Raw genomic sequence first — 15,451 nt, forward strand, 5'->3', positions numbered from 1 at the left:
GCGGGGCGACGACGAGGAGCGCTATCCGCACCCCGTCGGCTCCGATCATGGTCCAGCGCCGGTCGAGCGGCGCCTTCTCCCCCGCCGTCAGCGAGGCGAGCGGGCCGAGCAGGACGGCGCCGAACAGGACGGTGGCCGCCACCCGCGCCCCGAGCACCGCCGCGACAGCGAAGGCCGCGCCGCGGTAGCCGCCCCCGAACGACCCCTCGTCCAGGGCGGCTTGGAACGACAGCAGCAGAAGGACCAGCAGGGCGAGGGCGTCACCGATGCCGCCGACGAGCTGGGCGCTCCACAGCCGCCTGAGCGGGGGGAAGCGCAGCAGCGCCCGTACGGCGCGCTCGCGGGAATCTGCGGCAAGGGCGTCGGAAGTGGCCGCCACGTCCGTTGGCTGCTCGGATCGCGTCATCCGGCCAGCCTAGCCGGACTGGGCGAGTCCCTGTCGGGCTGTCCACAGGTGATGGGCTGTGCCCGGGCGGGAGCGGAACCGGAGCGGACGCTGTCCCCAGACGGGGGCGGAACCGGATCGGACGCATCCGCTCCGGTTCACCCGGGAATCAGCCCTCGTCCGAAGCGGCCTTCGCCGTGGCCGCCGTCTTCTTCGCCGCAGCGGTCGCGGACGCCGTCTTCTTCGCGGTCGTCTTCTTGGCCGCGGCCTTCTTCGCCGGTGCCTTCTTGGCCACCGCCTTCTTCGCGGGCGCCTTCTTCGCGGGCGCCTTCTTGGCCGCCGTCTTCTTGGCCGGGCCCTTGGCGCGCTTCTCGGCCAGCAGCTCGTACCCGCGCTCCGGCGTGATCGTCTCGACGTCGTCGTCCCGCCGCAGCGTGGCGTTGGTCTCGCCGTCCGTCACGTACGGGCCGAAGCGGCCGTCCTTGACGACTACCGGGCGCTCGCTGACCGGGTCGGTGCCCAGCTCCTTCAGCGGCGGCTTGGCCGCGGCCCGGCCGCGCTGCTTGGGCTGCGCGTAGATGGCGAGAGCCTCGTCGAGGGTGATGGAGAACAGCTGGTCCTCGCTCTCCAGCGAGCGCGAGTCCGTCCCCTTCTTCAGGTACGGGCCGTAGCGGCCGTTCTGCGCGGTGATCTCCACGCCCTCGGGGTCGGCGCCGACGACGCGCGGCAGCGACATCAGCCTGAGCGCGTCCTCCAGCGTCACGGTGTCCAGGGACATCGTCTTGAACAGCGAGGCGGTGCGCGGCTTGACCGCGTTCTTGCCGGTCTTCGGCGTGTCCTCGGGCAGGATCTCGGTGACGTACGGGCCGTACCGGCCGTCCTTGGCCACGATCGGCCGCCCGGTCTCCGGGTCGGTGCCCAGCGGGCGCTCGCCGCTCGGCTTGTCCAGCAGCTCCTTGGCCAGCTCGGCCGTCAGCTCGTCCGGCGGCAGGTCGTCGGGCACGTCGGCGCGCCGGCCGGGCTCGCCCTCGGTCTCGGACGGGGCCTCGACGTAGGGGCCGTAGCGGCCGACGCGCAGCACGATGCCGTCGCCGACGGGGAAGGAGGACACCTCGCGGGCGTCGATCGCGCCCAGGTCGGTGACCAGTTCCTTCAGGCCGCCGAGGTGGTCGCCGTCGCCGTTCCCGGCTTCGGCGGCCGTGCCCGCCGCGGCCTCGTCGGAGCCGAAGTAGAAGCGGCGCAGCCACGGCACGGCCTGGGCCTCGCCGCGGGCGATGCGGTCGAGGTCGTCCTCCATGCGGGCCGTGAAGTCGTAGTCGACGAGGCGGCCGAAGTGCTTCTCCAGCAGGCCGACGACGGCGAAGGAGAGGAAGGAGGGTACGAGGGCGGTGCCCTTCTTGAAGACGTAGCCGCGGTCGAGGATGGTGCCGATGATCGACGCGTACGTCGACGGGCGGCCGATCTCCCGCTCCTCCAGCTCCTTGACCAGCGAGGCCTCGGTGTAGCGGGCCGGGGGCTTGGTCGCGTGGCCGTCGGCGGTGATCTCCTCGGCGGTCAGCGGGTCGCCCTCGCCGACCTGCGGCAGCCGGCGCTCGCGGTCGTCGAGCTCGGCGTTGGGGTCGTCGGCGCCCTCGACATAGGCCTTCATGAAGCCGTGGAAAGTAATGATCTTGCCGGAGGCGGTGAACTCGGCGTCCCGGCCGTCACTGGAGCTGCCGCCGACCTTGACGGTCACGGACTGACCGACCGCGTCCTTCATCTGAGAGGCGACGGTCCGCTTCCAGATGAGCTCGTAGAGCCGGAACTGGTCGCCGGTCAGGCCGGTTTCGGCCGGGGTGCGGAAGCGGTCGCCGGAGGGGCGGATCGCCTCGTGCGCCTCCTGCGCGTTCTTGACCTTGCCCGCGTAGATGCGCGGCTTGTCCGGCAGGTAGTCGGCGCCGTACAACTGCGTGACCTGCGCGCGGGCAGCCGCGACGGCCGTGTCGGACAGCGTCGTGGAGTCCGTACGCATATAGGTGATGAAGCCGTTCTCGTACAGCTTCTGCGCGACCTGCATCGTCGCCTTGGCGCCGAAGCCGAGCTTGCGCGAGGCCTCCTGCTGGAGGGTGGTCGTACGGAACGGGGCGTACGGGGAGCGGCGGTACGGCTTGGACTCCACCGACCGCACGGAGAAGGCGGTGTCCTGGAGGGCGGCGGCCAGCGCGCGGGCGTTCGCCTCATCCAGGTGCAGGACCTGGGAGCCCTCCTTGAGCTGCCCGTTCGCGCCGAAGTCGCGGCCCTGGGCGACGCGGCGGCCGTCCACGGTGTTGAGGCGGGCGGTGAAGGTGCCCGGGTCGCTCGCGTCACCGGCGCGGCCGGTGGCGAAGGTGCCGGTCAGGTCCCAGTACTCGGCGGAGCGGAACGCGATGCGCTCGCGCTCCCGCTCGACGACGAGCCGGGTCGCCACGGACTGCACGCGGCCCGCCGACAGCCGCGGCATGACCTTCTTCCACAGCACCGGCGAGACCTCGTAGCCGTAGAGGCGGTCGAGGATGCGGCGGGTCTCCTGGGCGTCGACGAGGCGCTGGTTGAGGTCGCGCGGGTTGTTCACCGCGTCCTGGATCGCGGACTTGGTGATCTCGTGGAAGACCATCCGGCGGACCGGGACCTTGGGCTTGAGCACCTCTTGGAGGTGCCAGGCGATGGCCTCGCCCTCGCGGTCCTCATCGGTGGCGAGGAGGAGTTCGTCGGACTCGGCGAGGAGTTCCTTGAGCTTGCTGACCTGGCTCTTCTTGTCGGCGTTGACCACGTAGATCGGCTCGAAGTCCTGATCCACGTTGACGCCCAGGCGCGCCCAGGGCTCGCCCTTGTACTTGGCGGGGACCTCGGCCGCCCCGTTGGGCAGGTCGCGGATGTGCCCGACGCTCGCCTCGACGACGTATCCCGGGCCGAGATAACCCTTGATCGTCTTCGCCTTGGCGGGCGACTCGACGATGACGAGTCGGCGGCCGCCGTTCGCGGTATCGCTGGTCGGGGACAACTTCGCTCTTCTCTCCGGTCGAGGCCAGGTGGTATCGGCACTGTGCCGACGCTGCGGAGTGTGACGGTACCTCCCGGTCCCGTGTCAAACGGGAAAAGCCCGCAACGCCACTCGAACGGTAACCCGACAAGCGTCCTGTTTGCCGCCCGGACCGGAACGTCCCAGGGCACGGCTGGCAGGATGTGGCGGGCCCGGCGCCCCGCAGGGTCCGGATTCGTACACCTGCCATGCGCCTCGGGGGCCGCCGCATGACCGACCGCCCACCGGCCCGCCCGGGACAAACGTCACGCCGGGCGGCCCATCCGGCGCTGCCGCCGCTCGCGCTGCTGGCGGCCGGGGGCGCGGGGGCGACCTATCTGTGGGACCGGGACCCGCATGAATCCGGCCATTTCCTGCCGCGCTGCCCCTTCAACTGGGCGACCGGCCTCCTCTGCCCGGCCTGCGGCGCCACGCGCATGGCGTACGACCTGCTCCACGGTGACCTGGGCGCCGCGTTCCAGGACAACGCGGTGCTGCTGGGGCTGGGCGTGCCGGCCGCGGCGTACTTCTTCGGCCGGTTCCTGTGGGCGGGGCTGCGCGGGCGGCGGTACCGCGTGGCCCTCGGCCCGCGCGCCACGGCCGCCGTGCTGGGTACGGCGCTGGTCTGGGCCGTGGTGCGCAACCTGCTCTGACGACCCCCGCGCGCACCCCGCCCCGATGACCGTCGCGCGCGCCCCGCCCCGATCGCGGCGGCTTTCAGCCCGTCAGCAGCAGCCAGACCCCCGCACCCGCGAAGGCCAGCCCGAAGGTCGCGGTCAGCGTGGCCGCGACCGGGGTGGAGGCGCCGTGCGCCACCGGCCGGCGCTGCCACACGCGGGTGCCCGTCCACAGCAGCAACGCGGCCCCGAACAGGGCGAACGCCGCGCCGGCGAAGATCGCTGGTCCACTCTCCATGGCGGGAGGATGGCACGGCCGGGCGGAGTGCAGGCAAACCCCGGGTTAACCGCGGCTGTCGGTGGAGTCGCCGTCCTCACGGCCGCGCTCCGACACCGGCTCCAGGAAGCCCTGTTCCACCAGCAGCCGGATCGACTCCGGCGTGCGGTCGCGCAGCACGACCTGGTCCTCGCCGAGGAGTTGGGCGATCGCGTCGAGGATGCGGCCCGCGCTCAGGGTGCCGTCGCAGACGCCCGCGAAGCCCGCCCCGACCGTGTCCACCTTGGTCGCCCGCCGCATGCCCCGGTTCTGACGGAGCACCACATGCTCCGGGTCCTCGGCGCCCGGCAGCCCCACCTGCTCCTGGAGCACCTCGTCGGCCAGCCGGAAGCGGGACTCCAGCAGCGCCGCGTCGTCGGTGGCGCGCAGGAAGTCCTGCCGCTCGAAGTGGGCCCGTACGGTCTCGCCGAGCGGCTGCTCGACCGGGTGCGGCCACTCCTCGGCGATCACCGAGGGGCGGGCGGTGCCGGACTTGCGGAGCGTGATCCAGCCGAGGCCGACGGCCTTGGTGCGGCGGGCCGCGAACTCCTCGAGCCACGCGTCGTACCGGGCCGCGTACTCGGCCGGGGAGGCGCGGTGGTCGCCCGCGTCCCGCAGCCACAGCTCCGCGTACTGCGCGACGTCCTGCACCTCGCGCTGCACGATCCAGGCGTCGCAGCCGGCCGGCACCCAGGAGGAGAGCCGCTCACGCCAGTCCTCGCCCTCGACGTGCTGCCAGTTGGCCAGCAGCTGGAGGTAGCCGCCGTCGGCCAGATGGGAGGCCGCCTTCTGTACGAGCGTGCGGCACAGGTCGTCGCCGCCCATCCCGCCGTCGCGGTAGGTGAGTCGGGCACCCGGCGAGATCACGAACGGCGGGTTGGAGACGATCAAGTCGTAGGTCTCGTCCGCCCCGATCGGTTCGAACAGCGAGCCCTCGCGCAGGTCGGCCGCGGGTGCGCCGGAGAGCGCCAGGGTCAGCCCGGCGAAGCCCAGGGCCCGCTGGTTGACGTCGGTGGCGGTGACCCGGGTGACGTGCCGGCTGGCGTGCAGCGCCTGGATGCCGGAGCCGGTGCCGAGGTCGAGCGCACGGCCGACCGGGGTGCGGACCGTGAGGCCGGCCAGCGTCGTGGACGCGCCGCCGACGCCGAGTACGAGCCGCGAGCGGTCGACTCCGGTCACGTCCGCGGCTTCGGCCCCGGCCGTCCCGATGCCCCCGGCGCCGCCGACCGCGCAGCCCAGGTCGGAGACGATCCACCAGTCCTGCCCCTCGGGCCCGCCGTACGGGCGCACGTCCACGGTCGCCCGTACCTCGTCGCCGTGGCGCACCAGCCAGCCGCCGGACACGCAGTCCTCGACGGGCAGCGCCGCCCGCGCCCGATCGACAGGCACCGGGGTCTGCAGCAGGAACAGCCGGACCAGCGTCTCCAGCGGCGCGTCGCCGCGGGTCGCGCGCAGCGCGGGTACGGTCTCGCCGCGCGCGAGCGCGGCGTACGCGGGCGCGCCGAGCAGTTCCAGCAGCCCGTCCGCGGTGAAGGCGGCGACGAGCAGCGCGTCGCGCAGTCGGGAGGTGCGGTCGGCGTCGGGGGTGGGGAGGTCGTGGTTGCTCACCGGATCATTGTCGGGCCTCTGCGCGACAAGGCCCGGCTCCGGGGGGCGCGCCCCGCCAGAGCCGGGCCCGGGTCGGCGTCCCGCTCAGTCCTCCGCGGCCGCTCAGTCCTGGCGCGCCCGCTCAGCCCTCGGCGGCCGTTCAGCCCTTGGTGGCCGTTCAGCCCTTGGTGGCCGTCGGCGAGGGCGAGGTGGTGGGCCGCTGGCAGCCGGACTGCTTGGCCATCGCCTTGCCGATCTCACCCGACTGCAGCTTCCTGATGGCGTCGTCGCCGACCTTGTTGACCTTGTCGAGGTCCCCGGCGATGCCCTTCAGGCCCTCCGCGAACGCGGCCTGGTCCTTGGTGTCGAGCTTGTCAACAGAGGTCTTCAGGTCCGCGTACGCCGTGGCGGTCGCGTCGAGCTCCTTGACCGCGTCCTTCTGGATCCGCTCGCCGTCGCCGACCGGCGGCACACCGGCCTTCTCCACCGCGTCGGACATCGCGGCGTATGCGCCGGAGATCTGCTGGAAGGCCGCCGAGTCCGCCTTCTTGATGTCCTCGGGCTTGCCGTCCGCCGCGGTCGAGGTGATCGACTCGTTGGCTTCGGTGATCTTCTTCAGCTGAGGCTGGACCTGGTCGCAGACCTTCTTGGCGTAGTCGTCGACCTTGCTGTCGTCGTCGCCGCAGCCGGACAGCGCCAGGATCAGCGCCGCACCGCCGGACAGTGCGGCCACAAGCTTCTTGTTCAAGATCGGTCCCTTCCGTGGGTCACGGCCCCGGAACATACACGGCGAGGCGGGCGGTTCGCGCCATGGCGCACCGCCCGCCCCGCCGCCCGAACGGCCTAAAGACTGTCCGGAATGGACCGCTAAATCAGGACACAACCGCCGGATCCGAGGCCGGATCCGAGCTCTGCTTGGCGATCCGGTCGTCGGCGTTGCCTTCGTCACCCACGACGATTCCGCGCCGCTTGGAGACGTAGACCGCGCCCACGACGATCGCGAGGGCGACGACCGCCACGACCACCCGTACACCGGTGCTCGCGTTGTCCCCGTACGAGAACTTCACGATTGCCGGGGCGATCAGCAGCGCCACCAGGTTCATCACCTTGAGCAGCGGGTTGATCGCGGGGCCCGCGGTGTCCTTGAACGGGTCGCCGACGGTGTCGCCGATGACGGTCGCGGCGTGGGCCTCGCTGCCCTTGCCGCCGTGGTGCCCGTCCTCGACCAGCTTCTTCGCGTTGTCCCAGGCACCGCCCGAGTTGGCCAGGAAGACGGCCATCAGTGTGCCGGTGCCGATCGCGCCCGCGAGGTACGCCCCGAGGGCGCCGACGCCGAGCGTGAACCCGACGGCGATCGGGGCCAGTACGGCGAGCAGACCGGGGGTGGCCAGCTCGCGCAGCGCGTCCTTGGTGCAGATGTCGACGACGCGCCCGTACTCCGGCTTCTCCGAGAAGTCCATGATCCCGGGCTTCTCGCGGAACTGCCGCCGCACCTCGTAGACGACCGAACCGGCGGAGCGGGACACGGCGTTGATGGCCAGACCGGAGAAGAGGAACACCACGGCCGCGCCGAGCACGAGCCCGACCAGGTTGTTCGGCTGCGAGATGTCCAGGCTCAGGCCCAACTCACCGGTCTTGGCGTCCACTTCCGCGACCGCCGTGGCGATCGCGTCCCGGTACGAGCCGAACAGCGCCGCCGCGGCCAGCACGGCCGTGGCGATGGCAATGCCCTTGGTGATCGCCTTGGTGGTGTTGCCCACCGCGTCCAGATCGGTGAGCACCTGCGCGCCGGCGCCCTGGACATCGCCGGACATCTCGGCGATGCCCTGCGCGTTGTCGGAGACCGGCCCGAAGGTGTCCATCGCGACGATGACCCCGACCGTGGTCAGCAGACCGGTGCCCGCCAGGGCGACCGCGAACAGCGCCAGCATGATCGAGGTGCCGCCGAGCAGGAACGCGCCGTAGACGCTGAGCCCGATGAGCACCGCTGAATAGACCGCCGACTCCAGGCCCAGGGAGATGCCGGACAGCACGACGGTCGCGGGCCCGGTCAGCGAGGTCTTGCCGACATCCCGTACGGGGCGCCGGGTCGTCTCGGTGAAGTAGCCCGTGAGCTGCTGGATCAGCGCGGCCAGCACGATGCCGATCGCCACCGCGACCAGCGCGAGGACCCGGGGGTCGCCGTCGTGGCCCGCGATGGCGGAGTCGGTGACGCCCGCCAAGTCGGCGTAGGAGGAGGGGAGATACGCGTAGACGGCCGCCGCGACCAGGACGAGCGAGATCAGCGCGGAGATGAAGAAGCCGCGGTTGATCGCCGTCATGCCGCTGCGGTCGGCCCGCCGCGGGGCGACCGCGAAGATGCCGATCATCGCGGTGACCACGCCGATCGCCGGAACCAGCAGCGGGAAGGCGAGCCCGGAGTCGCCGAAGGCGACCTTGCCGAGGATCAGCGCGGCGACCAGCGTCACCGCGTACGACTCGAAGAGGTCGGCCGCCATGCCGGCGCAGTCGCCGACGTTGTCGCCCACGTTGTCCGCGATGGTGGCGGCGTTGCGCGGGTCGTCCTCCGGGATGCCCTGCTCGACCTTGCCGACGAGGTCGGCACCCACGTCCGCGGCCTTGGTGAAGATGCCGCCGCCGACCCTCATGAACATCGCGATCAGCGCGGCGCCGAGGCCGAACCCCTCAAGCACCTTGGGGGCGTCGGCCGCATAGACCAGCACGACGCAGGAAGCGCCCAGCAGGCCGAGGCCGACGGTGAACATCCCGACGACACCGCCCGTACGGAACGCGATCTTCATCGCCTTGTGGGAGACATCCGTGAGGTCCTTGGCGGGCTCGCCCTCGGCCGGGGTCGCCTCGCGGGCCGCCGCGGCCACGCGCACATTGCTGCGCACCGCGAGCCACATGCCGATATAGCCGGTGGCAGCGGAAAAGGCCGCGCCGATCAGGAAGAACGCCGAACGTCCGGCGCGCTGCGTCCAGTCGTCCGCCGGAAGCAGCATGAGCAGGAAGAACACCACCACGGCGAAGACGCCGAGGGTGCGCAACTGCCGGGCCAGATAGGCGTTGGCGCCTTCCTGCACCGCCGCCGCGATCTTTTTCATGGAGTCGGTGCCCTCGCCCGCGGCGAGTACCTGGCGTACCAGCACCACGGCGACGACGAGGGCCGCGACCGCGACCGCCGCGATGGCCAGCACGATCGCGCGGTTGCCACTGGTCAGTACGGCGGCTGCGAGAGTTGAGGGGTGTTCCTGCAGTGGGGTAAGAGGCCCCGCCATTCGTCCTCCTTGACGTTTGGCACATGGGCGCGCGCAGCCAGTCCTTGATTCCTTGCGACAAGAACAGCCGCCACGCTCAGGCGTCCTGAGCTCAAGATGTGGACGGATTGTAGGGAGTGACGGCTGATCAAAAAAGTGCGCCTGAAGGGGAATTCGGCCGGATCCGCCGGGTACCAGCGAAGATCAATTAGGAGCGGCCGGAGATTTTCGCCCGGATGAAGGACTGCGCTCAATTCACTGACGCCATAACGATGATCAATGAAAATGCCCCGTGAAGTGATCACGGGGCAGGGGCCAGGCCGGGCCTGGAGGTGGATCGTTACGGCAGCGCGGGCGCGGGGATGATCGGCCAGCTCATACGGATGAGGCCGCCGGACTCCCCGGCGGTCACCTCGACGTCGTCGACGAGCCCGCTGATGACCGCGAGCCCCATCTCGTCCTCCTCCTCGATTCCCGGCTCCTCGGCGGACTCCCCAGCCGCGTGGGCACCGGGCACCGGGCCCGAGAGGGGGGCGTGCGGCGCCTCGTCCCCCACCTCAATGGAGAACTTCTTCTCGTCCTCGATCAGGACGACCTTGACCGGCGCCGACACGGCGTTGCTCTGGTGCAGGCTCACCGCCCGAGTGCAGGCCTCACCGACGGCCAGGCGCACCTCGTCCAGCACGGTCTCGTCGACCCCCGCCCGGCGCGCCACGGCGGCCGCCACCAGACGGGCGGTCCTGACGTGCTCGGGCAGAGCGCTGAACAGCAGCTCGACGGTGGCCATGCCATCCCCCTCGATCATGCTCGTTGTACAGACACGCGCATACGGAGCGCGTGTCGGCGTGTACAGATCAGGGGGCCGGGCCCCACAGCCCGGTACCCCCCGGTACTTCCGTGCGGAAACGCCGTCAGTCGGTGGCCGCGACGGCGTCGTCGACCGAGGTGTGGATCGGGAACACCTTGGTCAGGCCCGTGATACGGAAGATCTTGAGAATGCGCTCCTGGTTGCAGACCAGCCGGAGCGAGCCCTCGTGGGCACGCACCCGCTTCAGTCCGCCGACCAGCACGCCGAGCCCGGTGGAGTCGAGGAAGTCGACGCCCTCCATGTCCACGACGAGGTGGTAACTGCCGTCGTTGACAAGCTCGACCAGCTGCTCGCGCAGCTTGGGCGCGGTGTATACATCAATCTCGCCACCGACCTCGACGACCGTACGGTCGCCAACAGTCCGGGTCGAAAGGGACAGGTCCACGGATCCTCCAGCACCTTGCATCGAGCGGTCGCCCCCCATGGATCGGCAGCCGCGATGGCATTCAATCACTTACCAGCAGGCGCGCACGACGCCTTGACTCCATTGTCCGTCACGCCAGTGACACACTCGGTGCCGATGGCCAACAACCAACTCCCGCGTGGCGCGGGCGTGAGCCCCTCCCCCCGCTCCGTCCTGGACCGGCTCGCAGCTGGGGCGGACCGGGCTGTGCGCATCACTCATACGGAGCACTTGCCCCCGCGTGCGGGCCGTCATGCGGACTGGCCGACGGAGATCCGCAAGGAGATCGTCGCGGCCGTCGAGCACGCCGGAATCGACCGCCCCTGGGAGCACCAGGCGCGTACCGTCGAGCACGCGCTGCACGGAGAATCCGTGGTCGTCGCGACGGGTACGGCCTCCGGCAAGTCCCTGGCCTACCTCACCCCGGTCCTCAGCACCCTGCTCGACGGCTCCGAGGCCCCCAACGGGCGCGGTGCCACCGCCCTCTACCTCGCACCGACCAAGGCCCTCGCCGCCGACCAGCGGCGCGCCGTCGCCGAACTGGCCACCCCACTGGGCAGCGCCGTGCGGCCCGCGGTGTACGACGGCGACACCCCGGTCGAGGAGCGCGAGTGGGTGCGCCAATACGCGAACTACGTGCTCACCAACCCCGACATGCTGCACCGGAGCGTCCTCCCAGCCCACCCCCGCTGGTCCTCCTTCCTGCGCGCCCTGCGGTACGTCGTGGTCGACGAGTGCCACACCTACCGCGGCGTCTTCGGCTCTCACGTGGCGCAGGTGCTGCGCAGACTGCGCCGGATCTGCGCCCGCTACGGCTCCGAGCCGGTCTTCCTGCTCGCCTCCGCCACGGCCGCCGACCCCGCCCGCGCCGCGACCCGGCTCACCGGCCTGCCCGTCACCGAGATCACCGACGACGCCTCGCCCCGCGGCGAACTGGTCTTCGCGCTCTGGGAGCCGCCGCTGACCGAGCTCCACGGCGAACAGGGCGCGCCGGTCCGCCGCACGGCCACGGCCGAGACCGCGGACCTGCTCACCGGCCTCGCCGTCCAGGGCGTCCGCTCGGTCGCCTTCGTCCGCTCCCGGCGCGGCGCCGAGCTGATCGCCCTGATCGCCCAGGAGCGGCTGGCCGCCGTGGACCGCTCGCTGCCGGGGCGGGTCGCCGCCTACCGCGGCGGCTACCTCCCCAGCGAGCGCCGCGCCCTGGAACGCGCCCTCCACTCGGGCGAGCTCCTGGGCCTTGCCGCCACCACGGCCCTGGAGCTGGGCGTCGACGTCTCCGGGCTCGACGCCGTACTGCTCGCCGGATACCCGGGCACGCGCGCGTCCCTGTGGCAGCAGGTCGGGCGGGCGGGGCGCGCCGGGCAGGGCGCGCTCGCCGTGCTGGTGGCCCGCGACGACCCGCTGGATACCTACCTCGTGCACCACCCCGACGCGCTGTTCCGCCGCCCCGTGGAATCCACCGTCCTCGACCCCGACAACCCGTACGTCCTCGCCCCCCATCTGTGCGCCGCCGCCTCCGAACTCCCGCTCACCGAGGCGGATCTCGACCTCTTCGGGCCAGCGACCCACGAGCTCATACCCCAGCTCGAACAGCGCCGGCTGCTGCGCCGCCGTACGGCCGGTGGAGCGGTCGCCTGGCACTGGCCGCGCCGCGAGCGGGCCGCGGACCTCACCGACATCCGCGGGGAGGGCGGCACCCCCGTCCAGGTCGTCGAGGCAGGGACCGGGCGGCTGCTGGGCACCGTGGACGCCTCGGCCGCCCACACCGCGGTCCACGAGGGCGCGGTCCACCTCCACCAGGGCCGCAGCTACCTGGTGAAGGACCTGGACCTCAAGGACTGCGTGGCCTTGGTCGAGGAGGCGAACCCCCCGTACTCCACCACCGCCCGCGACACCACCGCGATCTCCGTCCTGGAGACCACCACCGCGATCCCGTGGGGCGACTCCCGCCTGTGCTTCGGCTCGGTCGAGGTCACCAACCAGGTCGTCTCCTTCCTCCGCCGGAAACTGATCACGGGCGAGGTCCTGGGCGAGACCAAGCTCGACCTCCCGCCCCGCACCCTGCGCACCCGTGCGGTGTGGTGGACGGTCACCGAGGACCAGCTGGACGCCGCCCGGGTCGCCCCGGAACAGCTCGGCGGCGCCCTGCACGCCGCCGAGCACGCCTCGATCGGCATGCTGCCGCTGTTCGCCACCTGCGACCGCTGGGACATCGGCGGGGTCTCCGTACCGCTGCACCCGGACACGCTGCTGCCCACGGTCTTCGTGTACGACGGCCACCCCGGCGGGGCGGGCTTCGCCGAACGCGCCTTCCACACCGCCCGCCGCTGGCTGCGCGCCACCCGCGAGGCCATCGCCTCCTGCGAGTGCGACTCCGGCTGCCCGTCCTGCATCCAGTCCCCCAAGTGCGGCAACGGCAACGACCCTCTGAACAAGCGCGCGGCCGTACGCCTCCTCACCACCCTCCTGTCGGGGGCGCCCGCGGACGTCGAGGAGGACTCGCCTGCGGGCATTGAGCGCTGAGGAGCACTCACCTGTGGGCGGACCGCAGGGGGAGCCGAACTCCCGAAGGGAAACCGGGCCGTCCGGAGACCCGGGCAGGCCCGAGGACAAGCCGAGCGGACCGGCTCCCCGGCCGGACGGGTCTCGGGGTGGAGGTGGGGGTGGGCCGACGGAACCGGTCCCCGAGGCGGGCCCGCGCGAGAGCGGATCCGGGAGCTGAACGGGCCGGACCGGCCCTCCGCGACCACATCGGCGATCTCACCGGTGACGGCGCAGCGGACGAGCCGCGCCCCCTGGGCCGCCGCCACGCGCCGCGCCGCCGCGCAGGCCGGCAGCCGCCCTTCCAGGGTATGGTCGGCGGCGGCCAGTGCCGCCAAGTCCGCTGCCGCACCCGCCTCGTGACGGGCCACCACGGCTTGCCCGAGCCCCAGAACCGCGGCGAACACCGCACACAGCGCGGTCGCCAGCACCGCCGTCCAGACGGTCACCGACCCGCGATCGGAGCCGTACGCCGGCGGGCTCGTCGCCCGCTCCGGGCGACGCCAAGCATGGCCCTCGCCCCGAACTACCCCCAGTCCCGCACAGACAGCTCTCCTCATCGGCCCCCCACCACCTTGTCCTCCGCGAGCGCCACGGCCTCCGCCCGGAGCCGCACCGACAAGGCCCCCGGACCCGCCGTCGGCGCCTCGACCCGTACTCGTACCAGGTCCCCCTCTCTGCCGACCGTGACCTCTGCCCCACGTGGGGCGGCCGAGCGGGCCGCGGCCAGCGCGGCCGCCCGCGGCTCGGACCGCGCGACGGCCCGCGCCCCGGCTCTCGCGGCATCCACGCACTGGATCTGCGCCACGACCGCCATCAGCCCCCAGAGCAGCACGACCGCGAACAGCGCCAGCGCCGGCAGCACCACGGCCGCCTCGGCCGTGACATACCCGGCGTCCGCCCGGCCCGTCCGACGCCCCCACCGGTCAGAACTGGGCACCGAGCGCCTTCCCGATCACCGACTCCAGTGCCGCCGAAACCGCCCCGCTGGTCACCACCTTGTAGAGGACCGCGGCGAAGCCGCAGGCCGCGACCGTTCCCACCGCGTACTCGGCCGTGGTCATCCCGGCCTCCCGCCGCGCACCGCGCAGCGCCTGCCGCCACCGGACACAGAACTTCCCGAACATCCCAACCCCCTTGTTTCGCACTGTTTTCCCGTATCTCCTCTTGGCCCGGCCCCGGCTCTCCCCTCAGCTCCCCCTCACCAGTCCACTCGCCAGGCCGATCAACACCGGTGCCACGCCGACCGTCAGGAAGGCGGGGAGGAAGCACAGCCCCAGTGGCGCCGTGGCCAGCACCCCGGCGCGGCGCGCCCTGGCCGCGGCCGCCCGCGCCCGTTCGGCGCGGTGGTCCGCCGCGAGGCGGGTCACCGGCTCGACCGCAGGAACGCCCGTCGTGTGGGCCCGTTCCATGCAGCGGGCCAGCCCCTTGCCTCCTGGAAGAGCGCCCAACCGGCCCCAGGCATCCGCGGATCCACCTCCCAGCCGCAGCTCCGCCGCGGCCTGTGCCAGCCGGTCACCGGCCGGGCCACCGAGCGAACCGCCCACCGCAGCGGCCGCCTCACACGGCCCGGCCCCCGCCGCGAGGCAGGCGGCCAACAGGTCTGCGGCCAGTGGCAATCGGGGATCCTCCGGCTCCGCCCGGCCGCGAGACGCGGCCCGGCCAGCCCACCACCTCCTCATGCCGTACGCCGCCGCGAGCCCGACCGTCACTCCCGCCAACCCGCCGACCACTACGGCCCCGGTGAGCCCCACAGCCGCCGGTGGCCACCAGCCGCGCAGCCGGTCGCCATGGGTCCGGCCCAGCCGTCCCAGGCGATCACCCACCCGCGCCCACGGGTCCGGCCGTACGGGCTCCGGCCCCTCCAGCAGGAAGGTCAACCGACGCCGGGCCACCCGCTCCCGCCGTAATCCGCCTGCCGCTACCACCGCGCACACCAGCGTCGCCAGGGCCGGCCCTAATACCCCCAACCTGTGGACAACTTCGGCGCTCATGTCGTCCACCCCGATCCCCGCTCACCGACCGCGGACCGCACGACGCGCGCCGTCCAGAACAGCCCGGCGCCTTCGAGAAGGCCTCCGACCGCCAGGCAGGTCCAGCCCGCCGGGGTGTGGAACAGCACCCGCAGCGGTTCGGCACCCAGGGCGCCGCCCATGAGCAGTCCGAAGACTGGAAGGAGGGCGAGCAGCGCGGCCGTGGATCGCGTACCGGCCAACTGGGAGCGCAACTCCTCACCTTGGTCCCGTTCGGCGCGCAGCGCCGCCGCCACCCGTTCGAGGCCGGCCGCCAGCCCCGCCCCGCCGCCCGCCGCGACCTGCCAGCAGGCCGCGACCCCCAGCAGCCCGTCCGCGCCCGGCCGCCGCGCCGCCTCCCGCAGCGCCCCCGGCACATCCCCGCCGAACCTCGCCGCGGCCAGCACAACGGTCCCTGCCTCGCC

13 protein-coding genes and 2 pseudogenes are annotated in these 15,451 nt (G+C 72.4%); 2 read left to right on the forward strand and 13 right to left on the reverse strand.

Annotation, left to right across the window (positions count from 1 at the left end; all coding sequences use genetic code 11):
• Positions 1–406 (reverse strand): annotated as a pseudogene (locus AOK16_RS14880) (dTMP kinase); the annotation flags it as partial.
• 148 nt (positions 407–554) lie between these two features.
• A complete protein-coding gene (gene topA / locus AOK16_RS14885; RefSeq protein WP_055472736.1) occupies positions 555–3,404 on the reverse strand; it encodes a type I DNA topoisomerase in 2,850 nt (949 codons plus the stop codon).
• 248 nt (positions 3,405–3,652) lie between these two features.
• Between topA and AOK16_RS14890 the strand changes: the two genes are divergently transcribed.
• Positions 3,653–4,075, forward strand: coding sequence for a DUF2752 domain-containing protein (locus AOK16_RS14890; RefSeq protein WP_055472744.1), 423 nt, complete (start codon positions 3,653–3,655; stop codon positions 4,073–4,075).
• A gap of 64 nt (positions 4,076–4,139) precedes the next feature.
• On the opposite strand, the gene AOK16_RS14895 is transcribed toward AOK16_RS14890, so the two are convergent.
• The 6 genes from AOK16_RS14895 to bldG all read right to left on the reverse strand — a co-directional run bounded on the left by AOK16_RS14895 (position 4,140) and on the right by bldG (position 10,455).
• Positions 4,140–4,337: a hypothetical protein gene (locus AOK16_RS14895; protein WP_055472737.1), complete on the reverse strand. Its 198-nt coding sequence runs from the start codon at positions 4,335–4,337 to the stop codon at positions 4,140–4,142.
• A gap of 45 nt (positions 4,338–4,382) precedes the next feature.
• The gene (locus AOK16_RS14900) at positions 4,383–5,963 is read right to left on the reverse strand and encodes a DUF7059 domain-containing protein (protein ID WP_055472738.1); all 1,581 of its coding nucleotides are present in this window, start codon (positions 5,961–5,963) and stop codon (positions 4,383–4,385) included.
• 157 nt (positions 5,964–6,120) lie between these two features.
• Positions 6,121–6,690: a small secreted protein gene (locus tag AOK16_RS14905; RefSeq protein ID WP_079101390.1), complete on the reverse strand. Its 570-nt coding sequence runs from the start codon at positions 6,688–6,690 to the stop codon at positions 6,121–6,123.
• A gap of 124 nt (positions 6,691–6,814) precedes the next feature.
• On the reverse strand, positions 6,815–9,223 hold the full coding sequence (locus AOK16_RS14910) for a sodium-translocating pyrophosphatase (RefSeq protein ID WP_055472739.1): 2,409 nt from the start codon (positions 9,221–9,223) through the stop codon (positions 6,815–6,817).
• Between the two features lie 319 nt (positions 9,224–9,542).
• On the reverse strand, positions 9,543–9,989 hold the full coding sequence (locus AOK16_RS14915) for an ATP-binding protein (RefSeq protein ID WP_055472745.1): 447 nt from the start codon (positions 9,987–9,989) through the stop codon (positions 9,543–9,545).
• A 124-nt stretch (positions 9,990–10,113) separates the two neighbouring features.
• Complete coding sequence (gene bldG / locus AOK16_RS14920; protein WP_055472740.1) at positions 10,114–10,455, reverse strand: anti-sigma factor antagonist BldG; 342 nt, start codon at positions 10,453–10,455, stop codon at positions 10,114–10,116.
• Positions 10,456–10,509: 54 nt separating this feature from the next.
• Here bldG and AOK16_RS14925 point away from each other — a divergent pair, with 54 nt between their 5' ends.
• On the forward strand, positions 10,510–12,996 hold the full coding sequence (locus tag AOK16_RS14925; protein WP_079101391.1) for a DEAD/DEAH box helicase: 2,487 nt from the start codon (positions 10,510–10,512) through the stop codon (positions 12,994–12,996).
• A gap of 227 nt (positions 12,997–13,223) precedes the next feature.
• Here AOK16_RS14925 and AOK16_RS26510 read toward each other — a convergent pair.
• From AOK16_RS26510 to AOK16_RS14945, 5 genes and pseudogenes are all read right to left on the reverse strand, one after another.
• Positions 13,224–13,574 (reverse strand): annotated as a pseudogene (locus AOK16_RS26510) (Rv3654c family TadE-like protein); the annotation flags it as partial.
• Positions 13,571–13,954, reverse strand: a complete 384-nt coding sequence (locus AOK16_RS14930; RefSeq protein ID WP_055472742.1) for a TadE family type IV pilus minor pilin — start codon at positions 13,952–13,954, stop codon at positions 13,571–13,573. The gene AOK16_RS14930 and the pseudogene AOK16_RS26510, both read right to left, overlap by 4 nt.
• A complete protein-coding gene (locus AOK16_RS14935) occupies positions 13,941–14,141 on the reverse strand; it encodes a DUF4244 domain-containing protein (RefSeq protein ID WP_079101392.1) in 201 nt (66 codons plus the stop codon). The genes AOK16_RS14930 and AOK16_RS14935 overlap by 14 nt, the downstream gene beginning before the upstream one ends.
• A 63-nt stretch (positions 14,142–14,204) precedes the next feature.
• Positions 14,205–14,633, reverse strand: a complete 429-nt coding sequence (locus AOK16_RS29090) for a type II secretion system F family protein (RefSeq protein ID WP_338058487.1) — start codon at positions 14,631–14,633, stop codon at positions 14,205–14,207.
• 371 nt (positions 14,634–15,004) lie between these two features.
• On the reverse strand, positions 15,005–15,451 hold a 447-nt coding region (locus tag AOK16_RS14945; protein WP_205627689.1), incomplete at its 5' end, for a type II secretion system F family protein.

It is taken from the genome of Streptomyces pathocidini (assembly GCF_001418495.1).
Lineage (GTDB): Bacteria > Actinomycetota > Actinomycetes > Streptomycetales > Streptomycetaceae > Streptomyces > Streptomyces pathocidini.